The following is a 19164-nucleotide window of genomic DNA, read 5'->3' as shown; positions in this document are numbered from 1 at the left end:
AAGGTGGGAAAAATGGAATTACATGAAGTTAAATCGATGCTCAATCAAGCAATTGAGCAAGTAGCATCAATCAGGAGGTCTCTTTGACATAGATCGATTAAAATCTGATATTGCAGAGTACGAAGAAAAAATGACCAATCCAGGCTTTTGGGATGATAATCAAAAAGCTCAAGAAATTATTACAACTTTAAACAATACCAAGAAAACGTACCAAGATTTTCAAGTGCTTGAAAGCAGTATAGAAGATCTTGAAGTTGGAATCGAATTATATGAGGAAAGTTTGGATGAGGAGTTAAAGTTAGATATTGAAAAGAATTCTAATAAATTAGAGCAAATGATTGCTGATTATGAGCTTTCTCTGCTATTGTCAGGTGATCACGATCATCGAGTCGCTATTTTAGAGATTCATCCAGGTGCAGGAGGCACAGAGTCACAGGATTGGGGCGAAATGCTTTTAAGAATGTATGAACGTTGGGCTAGTCAGAATGAATATTCTGTTAAAGTGATTGATTATCAAAATGGAGAGGAAGCCGGGATTAAAGGGGTAACTCTAGAAATTTCAGGTGACAAACCCTATGGTCATTTAAAGTCAGAAAAAGGAATTCATCGTTTGATACGAATTTCTCCTTTTGATTCCAATGCTAAACGACATACTTCCTTTTGTTCAGTGGAAGTGACGCCTATGATTGATGAATCGATTGAAATAGAAATCAATCCGGATGAGTTACGAATTGATACTTATCGAGCGAGTGGTGCAGGGGGGCAACATATTAATAAAACTTCTTCTGCTGTTCGGATTACACATATTCCTTCAGGAATTGTCGTTCAAAGCCAAGAACAGCGTTCGCAAATTCAAAACCGTGAACAAGCCATGAATTTGCTTAAAGCGAAACTTTATCAAAAAGAAGAAGAAGAGAAAGAAGAAGCCTTAGCCAAGATTAAAGGTGAACAAAAAGAAAATGCCTGGGGATCTCAAATTCGTTCTTATGTCTTTCATCCTTATTCAATGGTTAAGGATCATCGAACTAATTATGAAACAGGGAATGCTTCAGTTGTACTAGATGGAGAGCTTAATCCTTTTATTGATGCCTACTTAAAATGGTGCTTACAAACAAGTGAAAACAACTCGTAATCTAATTGCAAAAGAAATAATTAGAACGGATGATATGATAATAGGATGGAATATGAAATATTTAAGATACTCGTGAAGGAGTTATAATATGATTGAATTTAAGCAGGTAAGTAAGCAATATGAGAATGGAATTTGGGCTGTGAAAAAAGTCTCCTTCCAAATCAAAACAGGAGAATTTGTTTATTTAGTAGGACCATCTGGTTCAGGAAAATCAACTTTGATGAAATTAATGAATCGTCAAGAACTTGCAAGTAAAGGTCAAATAAATATAGATGACTTTGATGTGACAAATATTAAAGCGAAGCAGATTCCTTTGCTGAGGCGCCATGTGGGGGTTGTTTTTCAAGATTTTCGTCTTCTTCCTAAATATACAGTCGCTGAAAATATTGCATATGCTTTAGAAGTGACCGGCAAGAGTCGTAAAGAAATTAAGCAAAGGGTAGAGGAAGTGTTAGACATTGTTCGGTTAAAAGCTAAAATGCACCAGCTACCGCAAGAATTATCAGGAGGAGAACAGCAGCGAGTGGCAATTGCTAGAGCTTTGGCCAACAGACCATTGATCCTTCTAGCGGATGAGCCGACAGGTAATTTAGATCCAACAAATGCAGTAGAAATCATGCATGCACTTGAGCGCGTGAATCGTGAGGGAACAACGGTTCTAATGGGAACGCATAACGATTCAATTGTTAATTCTCATCCCCATCGTATATTACAAATGTACCAAGGTGAGTTAGTAAGAGATCTTGCGAGAGGGGGGCGTTAAATGAAGTTCTTTCGTAATCTAGGACGTCACTTACGTGATGGACTGCGGAACCTTTTTAGAAATGGTTGGATGACAACAGCCTCTATTATTATGATGACAGTCACACTATTTATGTTAGGATTATTTGTTTTAATTATTGGGAATGTCGACCAACTGACTAAATCAGTTGAACAAGAAATTCAAGTTCGGGTGATGATAGATCCTTTAGCAGAGGTGGCGGACGAACAAGCTTTAGGAGAACAGATTGCTCAAATTGATCAGGTGACCAGAGTGGTTTATCGATCGGCAGAAGAAGAATTAGCTAGTTACAAAGATGTCATTACTGAAGATTTTGATGTGCTGGAAGGAGATACGAATCCACTTAATAATATGTATTTAGTGAATGTGGCTTCAACAGATCAAATTGAAAAAGTTTCTAAAGAAATTCAAGAATTTGAGCATGTTTTATCAGCTAATATTGGTTCGTTAAATATTGATGGGTTAATACGAACAATTAATATTTTACGTTATATTGCCGCTTTCTTCGCAGCCATTTTCATTATTATAGCGGTTCTACTTATTTCAAATACGATACGCTTGACCATTAATGCTCGTCAAACTGAGATAGAGATCATGCGCTTAGTTGGAGCTAAAAATAGTTATATTCGAGCACCGTTTGCGCTTGAAGGTGCATTTATTGGGATGATCGGAGCTTTTATAGCGACGCTGCTTCTTTATGCTTCTTATCAAGGGATATTAGGGATTGCCCGCGAATTGTTTGCTTTTAATCCTGAATACGCTCTGGCAATTTGGCCATTGATTTTATGGATTGGTTTAGGTTTATTGCTTGCAGGGATGATTCTAGGCACTATTGGAGCAAGACGGTCAATTCATAAGTTTTTAAAAGCATAAAAGATTTTATAAAAAAATAAATTATGAGCAATTGTTATTTCGGTCATGATGAAAAGTTAAAGAGCACATTGATATAAATTAAGTAAATAGAGAAAGGCTAGGCTACTGAAGAAGTTTGCTTAGCTTTTTTATTATGGACATAGTATCAAAATGATTGATCATAATGGCTGAAACTATTCATATCAAAATCTAAATTTTTATTCACTATGAAGCCACTAGGCATGTGATTTATAATAATAAGAACTTTAATCAAGGTGTAGATTGTATATTGAGAAAAGGGAGTTGGTCGATGGATATGAGTTTTTAAGAGGGAGCTCAATAAGTGTCGTTTTTGGTGAGAGTAGATCCATTAACTTGTTAATACTTTTTAGATAATAAATACCTGATATAACGGTGTATGTATTTGTATTTACTTTGTCAAAAGAAAAATAAATGAGATAAGCAAATCGTTATGTTTATATATAGATTATTATGCTAATCGCAATAATCATGAAATTAGCAAGTCTTATAGGGGAAGAGATCAAACTTTACTATAGCTTTTAATCTCTTGGGAGGTTTGATAGAATAGGGTTAAATATGTTGTTTAATATATCCAGCAGGGGGCATTTGAATGAAAAAGATATTAGTGGTGGATGATGAACAATCTATCTTAACACTGCTTGAATATAATTTGGGTCAAGCTGGTTACCAAGTAGTAACGGCTGAAGACGGAAAAACTGCATACAAATTGATAAAAAAAGAACCATTCGATTTCATCATCTTAGATATCATGCTTCCTAAAATGGATGGTATGGATGTTTGCCGTCGAGTTCGACAAGAAAAAATTAATACCCCTATCCTAATGCTTACTGCAAAAGTAGATGAGTATGATAAGATCATTGGATTGGAATTAGGGGCGGATGACTATATGACTAAACCATTTAGTCCTCGTGAAGTAATTGCCAGAATTAAAGCAATTGGAAGACGATTAAAACATGAAGATAATGAACCTAAGACGATAGCTGTTGAAAATGAGAATAAGCAGAGCGATATTGAAGTGATCCCGATGTCAGCAAATCCAGAGCCTAAAGATAAAGGGATTATGCATTTTGGAGATTTAGAAATTTTTTCTGACCGATATGTTGTGAAAGTAAATGGAAAAGAAGTGGATGTTACTCCTAAAGAATTTGAGTTATTGGTTTATATGGCTACCCGTAAAGGGCGAATTCTGAGTAGAGATCAATTACTTAATAATATCTGGAATTTCGATTATGCAGGTGAAACCAGAATTGTTGATGTTCACATTTCACATTTACGAGAAAAAATAGAAAAAAATACAAAAAATCCTGAATATATCAAAACAGTCCGAGGTTTTGGATACAAGTTTGAGGTACCGGGTGAATGAGGTCACGCATAATCACAGATCGTAATTGGCGATGGGGGATTGGAATTTTGCTTGCTATCCTAGGAATCATTATCTTAGGGTTATTTAGTCATGATCAAGTTACTAAAGGAATCTATAATGTTATTAATCAGAAAATAAATCTACATTTACGAATGATTATAGATGATCAAAGTGATATAACAACTGATACTATTATAGAAAATTTGCAAGAAATATCCCAGCACACTGATCATGAAAGTCAGATGATCCTCATTTCAGAATCTGAGTTGTTAGATAATAGTAAGGTTAAAGAGCCGCTTTGGACGAATTATAAGTATCAATCAGGTCAAATCAATTATACAGAGCTTAAAGAAGCGCTCATTCATAAAACAGATCAGTCAGGTGCAGGGATCAATTGGCAACAATGGCAAATTTATTATACAGCCTTATCTTTTCCTTTAGAACAAGATCGCATTTGGTTGATTGAACGTTATCCAGGTGAACTTTTTAAAGATTATTGGTTAACTTTTTGGCTAGTTCTTTTAAGTTGGATTATATTAGGAATAATGATTGTGCTATTTTCTTTTCAATTATTTATTAGTAAAATAACAACTCCAATCCATTCGATTGAAGAGGGATTAAAAAAGTTAAGTCAAGGAGACTATCACTTTGAATATTTGGAGCGTTCAATTCCGGAGGTAGATCATCTGGGATGGACGGTGTCACAAGTCATTCAGGAACTTGCAGAGGATCGGACTAGTTTTTTCACGGGGCAGCAACAATTTTCACTATTACTAGAAAACATCAATTTGGGCGTTATGGTGATTAACCCTGAAGGAAAAATTGATATGTTTAATCCAGCTCTTCAAGATATTCTTTTAGTGGATCCATCGGTGATTGGACGCCATTATCAGACGACTTTGAAGTCTTTTCAATTAATTAATTTGATTAATAATGTGGCTCATACTAAGAAGCCGGTACAAGAGGAAGTTGAAGTCTATGTTCCAAAGTCAAAATTTGTGGATGTCAATATTCTAACATACCGAGAGCATGAGAAGCAGGAACTATCTATTTTAGTGTTGCTCTATGATATTACTGAAATTCGTCGTCTAGAGACGGTTCGAACGGAATTTGTAGCAAATGCTTCGCATGAATTAAGAACTCCCGTCACTGCCATTAAAGGCTTTGCTGAGACTTTACTGAGTGGGGCGCTCGAAGATAGGGAAATGGCACAAAAGTTTGTGAATATCATCGCAAATGAAAGTAATCGTTTAGAAATTATTATTGAAGACATTCTAGAGTTATCAAGAGTAGAACGAAATAACCAAGTATCTTCTGATTTAGTAAGGTTTGATTTGGTAGAGGTTGCTTACAATATGATTGAATTTTTATCACAGAAGATGGAAGCAAAATCGATACAAGTCCAATTAAAATCGGATGAAAAAGTGCCTTTTCAAGGAGATCAACATCGGGTTGAGCAAATTTTAACTAATTTACTCGACAATGCTATCAATTACTCCGAGCATGGAAGTAAGATAACCGTTGTAGTTAAAGCTAAGAAAAAAATGGTTTTATTTTCGATAGAAGATACGGGTATTGGGATTCCTGAGCAAGAAATTGATCGGATTTTTGAGCGCTTTTACCGAGTAGATAAAGCGAGAAGCCGTAATTCAGGAGGAACTGGTTTAGGTTTATCAATTGTAAGAAATTTAGTAAAAACGATGGATGGTAAAATTGAGGTTAAAAGTAAATTAGGGCGAGGCACCAAATTTACAGTAACGCTGCCCTATAAATATTAGAAAGACAGCTAGTGTACTAGCTGTCTTTCTTTGTAATGAAAATGTAATAACATTTACTCTAAATTTACAAATAATTTACATTGGGCTAGTACAATGTAGGCTGTGGAGTGTCTTTCGTTGAAAACACTCTTAAATACTTTTAAGAGGAGTAATGTTCATGCAGGGTAAGGGACTTGAAAGATTCATGAAATATGTTTTTATGTTTTGTGCATTCTTATCAATATTATCAATAATACTCATTTTTTATTTTATTTTTATTGGCGGAACAAAAACAAGTAGTGGTTGGAAGTTTGATGGGGGGCTACCGTTCTTAGTAGAACATGGTTTTTTTAAAACGCTCTTCGGCCAACAATGGCAACCTTCATGGAAAGAAGCTCTTTATGGAATTTTACCTTTTATTATGGGAAGTATTTATGTCACAATTGGAGCGATCATTGTGGGGGTCCCGATTGGCGTTTTAACAGCTATCTTTATGGCGTATTTTTGTCCACCATTTTTATATAAAATATTTAAACCTGCTATTAATTTAATGGCAGCTATTCCTTCAATAGTCTATGGTTTTTTCGCGCTACATATGTTTGTACCATTCTTTAGACAAATGAAATGGTCAATTGGAAATTTTAAGATTATCCCTGCTAATAATGGGATGCATATAGTGACAGCTTCGGTATTATTAGGGATTATGATTTTACCTACGATTATTGGTTTATCGGAAGCAGCCATTCGTGCAGTTCCAAAGCATTATTATAATGCTTCAATGGGGCTTGGCGCTACTCATGAGCGTTCTGTGATGAATGTGATTGTTCCTGCTGCAAAATCAGGTATTTTATCTGCTATTATTCTCGGGATTGGTCGAGCAATTGGTGAGACCATGGCAGTTGTTCTAGTTGCTGGGAACCAACCACGGATGGCAGGAGGTATTTTTGAGGGGACTCGTACTCTAACCACTAATATTGTATTGGAAATGGGATATGCAAGCGGTGATCATCAACATGCTTTGATTATGACTGCATCTGTTCTATTCATATTTATCCTAATTATCAATAGTATCTTTATGTGGGTTAAGGCGAAGGGAGAGTAGTTCGATGGCAGCTAAAATTATGAAATATATTGTGTGGATTGCCGCACTATTTACAATAGGAATGTTACTTTTTATTATTGGTTTTATCCTCTGGAATGGAATTCCTGCAATGAATTTAGGTCTATTCTCTTGGGAATACACAACCGATAACGTTTCGATGTTACCAGCAATTATTTCTACGTTAATAATGATTTTTGTTTCTTTGCTTATCGCTGCTCCTATAGGTGTTTTTAGTGCTTTTTATTTAGTCGAGTATGCGGATCGAGGGAATAAATTTGTTCATTGGATTCGTCTAGCAACGGATACATTAGCTGCTGTTCCGTCTATCGTATATGGGCTATTTGGAATGCTATTCTTTGTAAACCAAATATTTGGAACATATTCTCATATTGCTGGGATTATGACGTTAACGATTATGATCTTACCGATTATTATTTCTTCGACTGAAGAGGCTTTACTATCTGTTAATAATTCCCTTAGAATGGGATCTTTAGCATTAGGAGCAGGAAAGTTAAGGACGATCTTTACTGTAGTACTACCTGTGGCTATGCCAGGGATTTTATCAGGAATTATACTTGCTACAGGACGAATTGTCGGTGAATCAGCAGCATTGCTCTACACTATGGGAACTTCCTCAGGAATGGTTCAAAATCTACTGAGCTCAGGGCGTACGCTTGCTACTCATATGTACGTTCTCTCATCTGAAGGTTTTCATGTACAGGAAGCTTATGCAACAGCTGCTGTGTTAGTATTATTAGTTTTGATTATCAATGCTCTATCGACATGGTTAGGGAATAAGTTAGGCTCAGGAGGGAAATAAAATGGCAAATAATACAAAGTTTTTAATTAAAGATTTAGATTTTTATTATGGGGATTTCCAAGCATTAAAGGATATCGATATGGATATTGAAGAACATTTAGTAACAGCATTTATTGGACCGTCAGGATGTGGGAAATCAACTTTTCTAAAAATCTTGAACCGCATGCAAGATTTAACGCCAGGAACTCGAGTGGATGGACGAGTGGAGCTAGATGGGATTGATATTTATGATCGAAAAATGGATGTAAATGATCTTCGTAAACGTGTAGGAATGGTTTTTCAACAACCAAATCCGTTTCCTAAATCGATTTATGATAACATTGCTTACGGCCCCCGAACGCATGGGATCAAGGATAAATCAACATTAGATCAAATTGTTGAGGAATCATTACGTGGAGCTGCCATCTGGGATGAAGTTAAAGATAAACTGAACCAAGATGCAACCGCAGTATCCGGTGGGCAACAACAGAGAATTTGTATTGCACGTGCTATTGCCAATCAACCTGAAGTTATTTTAATGGATGAACCAACGTCAGCTTTAGACCCTATTTCTACCAATAAAATTGAGGACTTAGTACACGAATTAAAAGAAAAATATACTGTTATCATTGTCACGCATAATATGCAACAAGCAGCACGCATTTCAGATAAAACAGCCTTTTTCTATCAAGGTTATGTAGTAGAATTTGATGAAACGGAAACAATTTTTTCAAATCCAGCGAATGAACAAACACAAGATTATATATCTGGTCGCTTTGGCTAATGTAACGAGCAATAGGAAAGGGAGATAAAAATGAGAGAACTCTATATAAAAGATTTAGAATCTTTTGCGAATAAGCTTGCTGAGCAAGCGGCGGCTGTCAATGAACAAGTTCATAAATCTATTAAAGCTTTCAACGAAGTAGATGGGAATGTTGCACAAGTGCTAGAACAAGAAGATAAGCAAATTAATCAATTAGCAAATGATATTGAGAAAGAGGCATATCGTCTTATTGCTTTACAACAACCTGTTGCTGAAGATTTACGTTTGATTTTCTCGGTGCTGAATATTAGTGTTGATTTAGAACGAATTGGCGACCATGCAGTTTTAATTGCTAAAAATATTTCACGTGCTGATGAAAATACAGATAAAGTAGAAGCATTAGCAAAAATTATCAATAATATGGCCGATGTTGCGGTAGAAATGCTAGGAGAAGTGATGGATGCTTTCGCAATGCGGGATCAAGAGAAAGCTATTCAAATTTCTGAAAAAGATGAAATCATTGATGCAGGCTTGAAAGAATTATACCATCAATCTTCTGCTCGGATGGAAACAGATACAGAAATTATTGGGTCGGGAATTAACTATCTTGGTGTGGGTAATTCTATCGAAAGAATTGGTGATTATGTTACAAATATTTGTGAACGGATTATCTATTTAAATGAAGCTGAAATTGTGGAGTTAAATCAATAATTATCTTAGCGTTTACACAATCTTTACATAAATTTTACTTAAAATTTACAATCATGGGCTATAATTGAAATCGTACTGGTGTTGAGTGAGTTCAACATTGGGTATTTAAAATAGAAGTATCGGCAAACTGACAAATTAAAGGAGATGTAATTAATGAAAAAATCATTAAAAGCTTTACCATTATTAGCTGTTGCAGGTTTAGGTTTATCAGTAGTAACTCCAGCTTTTGCACAAGAAGGAACTATTAATGTAATTTCTCGTGAAGATGGATCAGGTACTCGTGGAGCATTCGTTGAAATCGTTGGTGTTGTTGACGAAGAAGAGAACGATTTAACTACTTCAAGTGCTGCAATTCAAAATCAAACTTCAGGTGTTATGCAAACAGTTGCTGGTGATACTCAAGCAATTGGATACATTTCATTAGGATCATTAGATGACACTGTTAAAGCTATTAAAGTTGATGGTGCAGAAGCAACTCCAGAAGCAATCAATGCTGGTGAATACCCAATTGCACGTCCATTCAACGTGGCATGGTCTGCAGAAGAAGAATTATCAGAAGTTGCTGCTGATTTCTTAACTTTCATCCACTCTAAAGAAGGTCAAACAGTAGTCGAAGAAGAAGGATATATTGCTGTAGAAGCTGCTTCTGCTGAAGGTGAAGAGTCATCAGAAGAAGCTGTTGAGGGCGAAGAAACATCAGAAGAAGCTGCTGAAGGCGAAGAAACATCAGAAGAAGCTGCTGAAGGCGAAGAAACATCAGAAGAAGCTGCTGAAGGCGAAGAAACATCAGAAGAAGCTGCTGAAGGCGAAGAGTCATCAGAAGAAGCTGCTGAAGGCGAAGAAACATCTGAAGAAGCTGCTGAAGGCGAAGAATCAGGCTCAATCGTAGAATCTTTACCAGCATATGAAGCTTCATCTGAATTAGAAGGTACAGTTGAAGTTGTTGGTTCAACTTCTGTAAGTCCACTTATGGAAAAATTAGCGGAAGCATATAAGGAAGTACAACCAAATGTTGAAATTAACATTACTTCAAATGGTTCATCAGCAGGTATGGAAGCAGCTATGAACGGAACAGCTGACTTAGGTATGGCTTCTCGTGAATTAAAAGAAGAAGAAACATCTGCTTTAGAGCACGATGCAATTGCAACTGATGGTATTGCGGTAATTGTTAATGCTGAAAATCCAGCAGAAGAATTAACACTAGAAGCAATCAAAGGTATTTACTTAGGTGAAATTACTACATGGGAAGATGCTTTAGCTAACTAATTATGATCGAATCTTACTGCACACCTCTTAATGGGGTGTGTTTTTTTGTCTCTATTAAAAAGTCTTGTGTTATAATAGAACTACAGTTTGAAAGGGATTACAAAAGGAGGGCTAGATATGAACTTAGAACAAGAGGTTCATGCATTAATGGACGAAGTTGTTCAACTTTACCAAGGTAAAGTTGAAGAAGGGGATGTGTTTGTCCTTGGATCGTCCACTTCAGAAATAGCGGGAGGGCGAATTGGAAAAGATTCCCATCCTGAATATGGGGAGATATTAATTAAGGTGGTTTTGGAGCGTCTCTCAGAGTTAAAAGTTCATTTAGCGGTTCAAGGGTGCGAACATATTAATCGTTCTCTTGTGATAGAGAAACAGGTTGCTAAGGAAAAGGGATATGGAATTGTTTCGGTGATACCAGCAATCCACGCAGGAGGAGGATCGGCTGTTGCAGCTTATAATCAATTTCGTGATCCGGTTATGGTGGAGTCAGTATCCGCAAGTTCAGGCTTAGACATAGGTGATACACACATTGCAATGCATGTTAAAGCGGTTCAGATTCCAGTACGTTTTGAAAAAAATAAGTTGGGACATGCTAGAGTGAATGGATTAACTTCACGCCCTAAATTAGTTGGAGGATCTCGAGCGCAATATCTTTAAAGAGGGATTCAATTGTCTTTAGGTGACGAATGTTTTAGACAATTTGTATATTGAATCGTCTATGGTAAGAGAAAATAACCATGGATAAATAATCCTTGAGAACAACGATTTTAATTATTAATTTTAACTATTATTAATGACAAATAGATCTCCCTTGTGATGGAACAATCAGGGGAGTTTTTTATTTGGATTATTTTAGGACGGATAGAGGTTCGATGGATGATTTTGGAAATCAGATAAATTTTGGATTTTAGTCGATAACATAAAGATTCCTAATTTTTGATTCAGTATGGCAAAGCTCGTTCAAATATAGCTCGACCTCGTCTTCCGGTTTAGGCTAACAAATCAGAAAGATTGAGGGGTCTTTAGTTTTTAATTTAAATTATAAAAGCCTTATTCTTAAATAGATATGGTTGATAAGCGTAATTCTGACTTTTTTGATAAGGGAAATTTGTATTCGCTAAATAACTTTTAAGTTCTTTTAGAGTAGGAAGGGATACATTAATTTTCGTGGAAAATTTTTGCAATCGAAGTTTGAGTAATATAGATTGAACTTCTTTAAAACAATTCTCTACTTTATAATTGAATGTATTTAGCTATTGATTTTAAATATGTAAGAGGCACGAATTATATTTGCTCTCATAGGTTGAGATGGATACAATAGAATTATTGATAGTTAGGAGGGGGAAAATGGTTTTAACAGGTTTAAGAATCGGCGTTATGATGACTGGGGGCATTGCCGCCTATAAAATAACAGAATTAGTGAGACAATTAATCAAAAAAGGGGCACAGGTTCGAGTCATGATGACAGAATCAGCCACTCAGTTTATCTCTCCTTTGACGATGCAAGTTTTAAGCCGTTCAAATGTTATTGTTGATACTTTTGATGAGAATGAGGCTGAGCACGTGCAACATATTCATTATGCCGATTGGTGTGATTTGGTCGTTTTGGCTCCAGCAACAGCTAATATAATTGGAAAGTTAGCAAATGGTATAGCAGATGAGATTGTATCGACAACTTTATTAGCCGTAACATGTCCTAAATTGATTGTTCCAGCAATGAATAGTCATATGTATGATCATCCTGCGGTTCAGCGTAATATTGAAGTACTTATTCAAGATGGGAATCATATGATGGAACCAGACACTGGCTTCCTAGCGGAAGGTTATGAAGGGAAGGGCCGATTACCAGAGATAGAAGCAATTGTGATTCAAATAGAGTCAATGGCAGCTTCCATTGTGTATCCACAAGTATTACAGGATCAGAAGGTAATTATAACTGCGGGAGGCACGATTGAAAGGGTAGATCCTGTAAGATATATTTCCAATGACTCTTCTGGGAAAATGGGGTTTGCAATGGCAAGATTTGCTGCATGGTTGGGAGCTGAGGTCGAGTTGATTACCAGTAAAGCAAATTTCCCTACTATTCCGAAGGTAAACGCTCATTTGATAGAATCAGCAAGTGAAATGTATGAGAAAGTTTTGTTATTCTATGAGGATGCTGATTATGTAGTGATGTCGGCTGCAGTTAGTGACTACCGGGTTGCAAATCCGGCTGATCAGAAGCTAAAGAAAAAAAATCAAAATTCCCAAAAAGTTGTTTGGGAGTTAGTAGAAAATCCCGATATTCTTGCAAGTCTGGGACAGAAAAAAGACAAGCAAGTTTTGATTGGTTTTGCTGCAGAGACCCAAGATGTCATGAAATATGCGCATGATAAGCTAGAGCGTAAAAATGCTGATTGGATGGTAGCAAATGATGTCTCTGAAGCTGGAATTGGCTTTAATTCGGATCAAAATAAAGTGACAATTATTGGGCGAGATGGTAGGATTGAAAGATTACCTGTGATGGATAAGTTAGTTTTAGCGGGGAGGATTTGGTCTGTTGTGACCAATCAAGAGATTGATTCAGAGTAAAGAAAGAGGATGCTTACATGACGTTAATCGTTGAAAATATTAGTAGTGGCTATCGTCGACTGCCTGTGATTAAAGATATTAGCTTTCAGATTAAGGAAGGTGAGATTGTCGGCTTGATCGGGTTAAATGGAGCAGGAAAATCTACGCTGTTAAAAACCATTTTGGGATTACTTTTACCATATAATGGAGATATTACTGTTTGTAGTGAGAAACTGAGTGAAGACATGCAAGCTTATGCTAGTAAATTGGCTTATGTACCAGAAACACCTATATTGTATGATGAGTTGACTCTAGCCGAGCACATTGAAATGACGGCTTTAGGTTATCAAATTCCAATTGAAATAGCGATGGAACGGGCGAAGCCTTTATTGAAAATCTTTCGTTTGGATGATCATTTATCGTGGTTCCCTACTCATTTCTCTAAAGGAATGAAGCAAAAAGTGATGATTGTCTGTGCCTTGATAACAGATGCAAAGTTGTTTATTATTGATGAGCCATTTTTGGGGTTAGATCCGTTGGCAATTCGTCAATTTACAGATTTGTTAAGAGAAAGAGCTGAAAAGGGCTCAGCGATCCTTTTTACTACCCATGTATTGTCCATTGCAGAAAAGCTTTGTGATCAATATCTTTTGTTAGATAAAGGACAGATTGTAGGGCAAGGAAATTTAGAAGATTTAAGAACACAGTTTAATGATCCAACAGCAAACTTGGATGATATCTATATACAAATGACTGAAGGATTAAACCTAGTGGGTCGGGATGGTGTGAATGAAAGAATTAAATGATTTATTTCGACAAAGGCTGGATCAACACCTTAAAGAAATCGGAAAATATGGCAGGCTCATTTTTAATGATCATTTTTCAATAATTCTTTTTGTTTTATTAGGTTTTTTGGCTTTATTTTATCGAGAAATATTGATCCAACTTGATTCTGGTTTGTTGAGTCATCAGAAATTAATTTTAAGTACGTTTATTTTATTGGGTTTAGCTTTTGCATTTCATTTAGGGGATGTGAAATGGTTAAACTTTGAACCAGATAAATCATATCTTTTACCTAGAGGAAAGGAATGGTTAGGTTATTGGAAGAAGGGATTAATAGTAGGGGCTATCTTGCCGCTCACTATTTTGGCCTTATTTATTATTTTATTAATGCCTTTAATACACCGCATATCTGCTTGGACTTTAGAGGATTTATGGTTATTAATGTGGATAAGTCTTTTGTATAAGATTAATAGCTTGTTTGCGCAGTATTTAAATGTTTTACAAGTGGATAAAGCATTTTTAAAAAAGTGGTCTAAATGGTTTTTTACTATTTTTTATATCACCTGTTTAAGCTTGAGTCTTTATTTACCCACTCCTTTTCCGTTGAGAGTCATGGTTCTAGGAGGTGTGTTCATAATAGGACTAGTTCTGTATCGTTATTTAACAGTGAGGAATGGAAGCATCTTCTTTTCTTATGCTCTAGATCAAGCTCAGAAACAGCAAGCAAACTTTTATAAAATTGTTTCGATGTTTGCAGATGTTCCTCGAATTAAACCAACTATCTCTCGTCGGGCTTTTTTGGACTCTATGATCTATTTTATGTCAAGAAAACCCTATAATCACTATCAATACATCTATTTGCGCACGATAATGAGAAATGATGCATATAGTGGTATTTGGATTCGAGTGACGATTTTTATCAGTATTTGGATCTTATTATTGGAAAAACCACTTTGGTTAGTAGGAAGCTTAGGGGGTCTAGGCTACTGGTTGAGTTTAGTACAGTTATTACCAATTGCTAAACATTATGAAATGCATCCGATTCAGAGAATTTATCCTGTTCGTAATGAAAAGCTTCAAGTATCAGCCTTACAAGTAGCGCTGGGACAAGTTTTGTTGTTACAAACATTTTTTTACATGTTAGTTTTGGTCATTAAGCAAGGCTTTGGTTTACAATTTTTCTTACTTGTGGGAGTGTGGATACTTGTAGCTTCAGGAATGATCTTTTTGTATCTTCCAATATGGTTTAAAAAACATAAAAGTGAAAAGAGTCGCCTCCTTTAAAACGCTTCCAAAAAAGGAGAATATCCTGATAAAGTTTGAGTTTAGATTAAGTCTAGCTTACTTTATGGTGAGATGATTCTTTTTTGCTTACTTTTTGCTAAATTGATAAGATTATTATATATCATTAAAGAAAGTAGGCGGAATAATGTCAGTAAATGAAGAGTTATTAATTAAATTGACAGAGGTAAATGGAATTGGTGGTAATGAGCGCCAAGTTCGTCAATTATTCAAAGAAGAGACCAAAGATCAGGCTGAAGAATATCTACAGGATGGCTTGGGTGGTATATTTGCTCAACATACTGGTAATCCAAATGGTCCTCGGGTCATGATTGCAGCGCATCTAGATGAAGTAGGCTTTATGGTTAAAGAGATCACAGATGAAGGTTTTATTAAATTTGTCCCAATTGGCGGGTGGTGGAGTCAGGTTGTTCTTGCGCAACAAGTGACTGTTACAACTCGTGAGGGGAAAACTTATCATGGTGTGACAGGCTCAAAGCCACCCCATGTACTTACTCCTGAAGCGCGTAAAAAGCCTATGGAAATTAAAGATATCTTTATTGATTTAGGAGCTTCTTCAAAAGAGGAAATTCTTGGCTGGGGGATAAAGCCAGGAGATATGATTACACCGTATATTGAAACTAGACGTTTAAATGAAACACCTTTCTTACTAGGAAAAGCTTGGGATAATCGAATCGGTGTCGCTGTTGCGATCGAGGTACTTAAGAGTTTAGTGGAAGAAGGCCACGAAACGGTTCTGTTTTCGGGTGCGAATGTTCAAGAAGAGGTTGGCTTACGTGGAGCAAAAACAGCCACTCATATGATAGACCCAGAAATTTCGATTGCGTTAGATACAGGAACTGCTGGAGATACTCCTGGGATGACTTCTAGTGAATCAATGAGTAAATTAGGTAAAGGCCCACAAATTATTGTGTATGATGCTTCAATGATAGCCCATAGAGGTTTACGAGAATTTGTCACAGATATTGCGGAAAGAGAAAATATTCCATATCAATTTGAATTTATTCCAGGTGGGGGAACAGATGCAGGCTCTCAGCATTTAAGTCTGAATGGTATCCCTTCAATTGCAATTACAGTACCAGTTCGTTATTTACATAGCCATACTTCAGTTATTCATGAAGATGACTATATTAATATGGTCCGTTTGGTAACAGCTGTCGTTAAAGAATTGAATTCAGATACAATTAAACAAATTCATGAAAATGTTTAGAGGTAGCATTTTTGATAAATGTTTTTAAATTTACTTCTGTATTAAAAGCATTTAATCAAGAAAAGCCATCAGACCGTTCGTTAAATTAATGTACGGATTGATGGCTTTTTTAGTTAGTTGTATTATTCATCCATTGTTGGAAAGAGCCTTTTAAGTAACTCTTGACTTAAAGGACGACTTTTTCCAATGGCAGGAAATATATGTAGAGACATCATTGGATTGAAGTTAGCTTCCAAGATGGCATAATCATTTTGACTTAGTATAGTTTTTTTATAATCTTTGATAATCATGTCGATACCACAAAAAACAGTATTTAGACTAGTGGCTGCAAGCTCAGCTATTTTCAGATAATCTGAGTGCACGACGTCAGTCCGATCAATGGCAATCCCCCCACTTGAGACATTGCTATTCTTTCTGAGTAAAACTTTTTCTCCTTGCTGAGGTATAGATTCGGAGGTAAGGCCTTGGCTTTTTAGAAATGAGATTTCAATGTTCCCTAAGTTTAAAAAGCTTAAAGGGGCATAATGTTTCTGTCCTCTAAGAGGATTTTTATTTTCAATTTGAATTAGTTCGGCAATCGAATGTTTCCCATCGCCGATAACTTGAGCGGGTTGTCTTTCGCATATAGCAAGGGTCTTACCTTCTTGAATGTAAAAGCGTAACTCGGTTCCTTGAATAAAATCTTCTACTATAATTGTAGAGTCATGTTTAAAAGCCTCTTCTATCGCTTCGTGATATTCTTTTTCGGGGCAAGAATTAGGAAAGATATTGATTCCCAGGCCATAATTGGTATTTTTAGGTTTTACCACAAAGGGACGTCCTTTGAATAAAGGATAAGATTGTTGTGCTTGTTTCAAAGATGTAAAATCGAAACCTTGTGGAACAGCGAGCCCTTTTTCCGATAATATTTTTTTGGTGGCTACTTTATTCTCCATCAAAAAATATGATATTTGGTTGTCCAGAGCTGTCATATTAGCATTTTTGATATAATATTCTTGCGTATTATGAGTTAAACGAAGAATATTTTCGCTTGAGTCAATCAGATCAACTTTAACGCCCTTAGTAATAGCGTGCTTTAATAAATCTTGAGTGGATAATTCAAGTTTTTCAAAGCCGTGTAAATTATAAGGCCGGATCAAAATGTTTTTTTGATGCTTGTGAGCAAGATTTAAACCTAATTCAACGAAATCATTATGGCAGTCACATTGAGCCATAATGAGGGCGCTAGGTGTTAAAGTTGGATTAAACAATTGTGATTTTTTATTTTGCATTATTTCTTTGAGGTTGATATCGAGATCCACTTTGTCAGTAAGATGATTTGCAACTTGTTCTAGCGTACCCCAAAAGTTTTCTAACAAGTCAGGATGAGGCAGAGGCTCAGAAGGATTGGCTTCTGCTGTTTTACGGTTGCGGATGTCAGCTAAGTTAATAGTGTCCTCATCAATATCATCTTGATCATGGATTAATAAACCAATTAGCCAAATTTTAATAAAAGTAATATCCTCTTTTGTTATACCGTGTTTAGAATAAGGATTCAAATCGAAATTTCGGAATTCAATGTATGAGATGCCTTTGCTGATCATCTCCCGATTAGGCTTGCCTCCCCGCATACGAACATCACGATAAAGCTCTTTTTCGACACTTAATTTACCGCTTTGTACATGGTTTTCGACATCATTTACAAAATTTTCTAGCGATGCATACGACACTTCAATGGAGGGGTCGTTTTGATAGCCGTAGCGACTCTGACGGATAGAACGCATTGGAAGAGGAGTTGGTTTTCCATATAATTTAGTAAAGTATTCAGAGGGTGAGCAAGGACTGGCTCCTAGCAAATAAGTTAACGCCCAACGGTAATATAAATATTTTCGAGCGAAGGACATATAAATTTCATTATTTGCTTTAATTGCTAAGTTTTCATCTTTAGGTAAGTATTTTTCCATTAGTTGCGGATTGATTTGAAAGTTGTAGTGGATTCCTGAAACTAGCTGTACCGGCTTACCGTATACTTCGATTAAATATTTGCGATATTGATATTCTTTTGGATCATCTAGCTGAGCGCTTCTGACTTGGTCGAGATTACCAAGCTTAGGAGGCATGCTAAATGGCCAAAGTAGTTCTTGGTAGGAGTCAGAACTAATGGTCGTTTCAACGATTTGATGTAAAGCGTCAAACCAAGAAATAATATCATTGATTTGTTTAGAAGGAGGGGTGATTAATTCAATTTGACCTTCTGCAAAGTCAGTTTGAATATACGGATGGTGACTTCTGCTTCCCCATTCGCTTGGGTGATCTTTTATAGAAATGTTAGCCTGTTTATCTATTCGTAAGGCTTCGCGTTCAAGACCAATTGTAGAGTCCCATAGCGGAATAATATCTGAAACTTGAAATTGATATGGATTTTCTTTCATATATATATCTCCTTTAATGACCTCAAAATGAAGTTAGACTTATTATAGCAAACGAACATCGGAAGTGCCCAAAAATAAATCTGGTAAATAAAAATAATTTTCTCAAATAGCTGTTGACTTTTATAATTGAACCATGATATATTATTTCTTGTCGCCACGAGCGAACGCCAAGTACCATGATGGACGAAAAACAAGAACATGAAAAAACATTCAAAAAAGTTCTTGACAACTTAAGCAGGTACATGGTAGTATATAGAAGTTGTCGCTGAGACAGCGGAAAGCGTTTCAGGCAACGAAGCTCATTGAAAACTGAACAAAGACAAACACCAAAATGTGTAAG

Annotated in this window: 16 protein-coding genes; 15 read left to right on the top strand and 1 reads right to left on the bottom strand. The window is 36.0% G+C overall.

The genetic code is table 11. The features are described 5' to 3' along the window. Positions 1–12 precede the first annotated feature (12 nt). From prfB to HZY91_RS09275, 15 genes are all read left to right on the top strand, one after another. A protein-coding gene (prfB, locus tag HZY91_RS09345; RefSeq protein ID WP_197116002.1) for a peptide chain release factor 2 occupies positions 13–1132 on the top strand; the annotation gives its coding sequence in 2 pieces (ribosomal slippage) (positions 13–84 and positions 86–1132; 1119 coding nt in all). A gap of 88 nt (positions 1133–1220) precedes the next feature. After that, entirely contained in the window at positions 1221–1895 is a 675-nt protein-coding gene (gene ftsE, locus HZY91_RS09340; RefSeq protein WP_197116001.1) for a cell division ATP-binding protein FtsE, read from the top strand. Beyond that, positions 1896–2786 (top strand): permease-like cell division protein FtsX, encoded by an 891-nt coding sequence (gene ftsX, locus HZY91_RS09335; protein WP_197116000.1) that lies wholly within the window; start codon positions 1896–1898, stop codon positions 2784–2786. Positions 2787–3396: 610 nt separating this feature from the next. Further along, complete coding sequence (locus tag HZY91_RS09330; RefSeq protein WP_197115999.1) at positions 3397–4170, top strand: response regulator transcription factor; 774 nt, start codon at positions 3397–3399, stop codon at positions 4168–4170. Further along, a complete protein-coding gene (gene pnpS / locus HZY91_RS09325) occupies positions 4167–5948 on the top strand; it encodes a two-component system histidine kinase PnpS (RefSeq protein WP_197115998.1) in 1782 nt (593 codons plus the stop codon). Before HZY91_RS09330 ends, pnpS begins: the two co-directional genes overlap by 4 nt. Positions 5949–6105: 157 nt before the next feature. Then, positions 6106–7029: a phosphate ABC transporter permease subunit PstC gene (gene pstC / locus HZY91_RS09320; protein ID WP_197115997.1), complete on the top strand. Its 924-nt coding sequence runs from the start codon at positions 6106–6108 to the stop codon at positions 7027–7029. A 4-nt stretch (positions 7030–7033) separates the two neighbouring features. Further along, entirely contained in the window at positions 7034–7849 is an 816-nt protein-coding gene (gene pstA, locus HZY91_RS09315; protein WP_197115996.1) for a phosphate ABC transporter permease PstA, read from the top strand. A 1-nt stretch (position 7850) separates the two neighbouring features. Next, positions 7851–8612, top strand: a complete 762-nt coding sequence (gene pstB, locus HZY91_RS09310; protein WP_197115995.1) for a phosphate ABC transporter ATP-binding protein PstB — start codon at positions 7851–7853, stop codon at positions 8610–8612. Between the two features lie 30 nt (positions 8613–8642). Then, positions 8643–9302 carry a phosphate signaling complex protein PhoU gene (phoU, locus tag HZY91_RS09305; protein WP_197115994.1) on the top strand — a complete coding sequence of 220 codons (660 nt, stop codon included), beginning with the start codon at positions 8643–8645 and terminating at the stop codon, positions 9300–9302. 153 nt (positions 9303–9455) lie between these two features. After that, positions 9456–10568: a substrate-binding domain-containing protein gene (locus tag HZY91_RS09300; RefSeq protein ID WP_197115993.1), complete on the top strand. Its 1113-nt coding sequence runs from the start codon at positions 9456–9458 to the stop codon at positions 10566–10568. A gap of 117 nt (positions 10569–10685) precedes the next feature. Continuing rightward, positions 10686–11225 (top strand): TIGR01440 family protein, encoded by a 540-nt coding sequence (locus HZY91_RS09295; protein WP_197115992.1) that lies wholly within the window; start codon positions 10686–10688, stop codon positions 11223–11225. 690 nt (positions 11226–11915) lie between these two features. Beyond that, positions 11916–13139, top strand: a complete 1224-nt coding sequence (coaBC, locus tag HZY91_RS09290) for a bifunctional phosphopantothenoylcysteine decarboxylase/phosphopantothenate--cysteine ligase CoaBC (protein ID WP_197115991.1) — start codon at positions 11916–11918, stop codon at positions 13137–13139. A gap of 17 nt (positions 13140–13156) precedes the next feature. Then, positions 13157–13924 (top strand): ABC transporter ATP-binding protein, encoded by a 768-nt coding sequence (locus HZY91_RS09285; RefSeq protein WP_197115990.1) that lies wholly within the window; start codon positions 13157–13159, stop codon positions 13922–13924. Continuing rightward, positions 13908–15185 (top strand): ABC transporter permease, encoded by a 1278-nt coding sequence (locus HZY91_RS09280; protein ID WP_197115989.1) that lies wholly within the window; start codon positions 13908–13910, stop codon positions 15183–15185. The genes HZY91_RS09285 and HZY91_RS09280 overlap by 17 nt, the downstream gene beginning before the upstream one ends. Positions 15186–15330: 145 nt before the next feature. Next, positions 15331–16413, top strand: a complete 1083-nt coding sequence (locus HZY91_RS09275) for a M42 family metallopeptidase (protein ID WP_197115988.1) — start codon at positions 15331–15333, stop codon at positions 16411–16413. 122 nt (positions 16414–16535) lie between these two features. Here HZY91_RS09275 and gshAB read toward each other — a convergent pair whose 3' ends face one another. After that, complete coding sequence (gene gshAB / locus HZY91_RS09270) at positions 16536–18824, bottom strand: bifunctional glutamate--cysteine ligase GshA/glutathione synthetase GshB (protein WP_197115987.1); 2289 nt, start codon at positions 18822–18824, stop codon at positions 16536–16538. Positions 18825–19164: the final 340 nt, after the last annotated feature.

The organism is Facklamia lactis (assembly GCF_015863205.1).
Lineage (GTDB): Bacteria > Bacillota > Bacilli > Lactobacillales > Aerococcaceae > Facklamia > Facklamia lactis.
This window is presented reverse-complemented; position numbering and strand designations above follow the sequence as displayed.

Coding starts and splice junctions, on each gene's coding strand:
- ftsE (WP_197116001.1), top strand. CDS start 1,221: ATGATTGAATTTAAGCAGGTAAGTAAGCAATATGAGAATGGAATTTGG.
- ftsX (WP_197116000.1), top strand. CDS start 1,896: ATGAAGTTCTTTCGTAATCTAGGACGTCACTTACGTGATGGACTGCGG.
- HZY91_RS09330 (WP_197115999.1), top strand. CDS start 3,397: ATGAAAAAGATATTAGTGGTGGATGATGAACAATCTATCTTAACACTG.
- pnpS (WP_197115998.1), top strand. CDS start 4,167: ATGAGGTCACGCATAATCACAGATCGTAATTGGCGATGGGGGATTGGA.
- pstC (WP_197115997.1), top strand. CDS start 6,106: ATGCAGGGTAAGGGACTTGAAAGATTCATGAAATATGTTTTTATGTTT.
- pstA (WP_197115996.1), top strand. CDS start 7,034: ATGGCAGCTAAAATTATGAAATATATTGTGTGGATTGCCGCACTATTT.
- pstB (WP_197115995.1), top strand. CDS start 7,851: ATGGCAAATAATACAAAGTTTTTAATTAAAGATTTAGATTTTTATTAT.
- phoU (WP_197115994.1), top strand. CDS start 8,643: ATGAGAGAACTCTATATAAAAGATTTAGAATCTTTTGCGAATAAGCTT.
- HZY91_RS09300 (WP_197115993.1), top strand. CDS start 9,456: ATGAAAAAATCATTAAAAGCTTTACCATTATTAGCTGTTGCAGGTTTA.
- HZY91_RS09295 (WP_197115992.1), top strand. CDS start 10,686: ATGAACTTAGAACAAGAGGTTCATGCATTAATGGACGAAGTTGTTCAA.
- coaBC (WP_197115991.1), top strand. CDS start 11,916: ATGGTTTTAACAGGTTTAAGAATCGGCGTTATGATGACTGGGGGCATT.
- HZY91_RS09285 (WP_197115990.1), top strand. CDS start 13,157: ATGACGTTAATCGTTGAAAATATTAGTAGTGGCTATCGTCGACTGCCT.
- HZY91_RS09280 (WP_197115989.1), top strand. CDS start 13,908: ATGAAAGAATTAAATGATTTATTTCGACAAAGGCTGGATCAACACCTT.
- HZY91_RS09275 (WP_197115988.1), top strand. CDS start 15,331: ATGTCAGTAAATGAAGAGTTATTAATTAAATTGACAGAGGTAAATGGA.
- gshAB (WP_197115987.1), bottom strand. CDS start 18,824: ATGAAAGAAAATCCATATCAATTTCAAGTTTCAGATATTATTCCGCTA.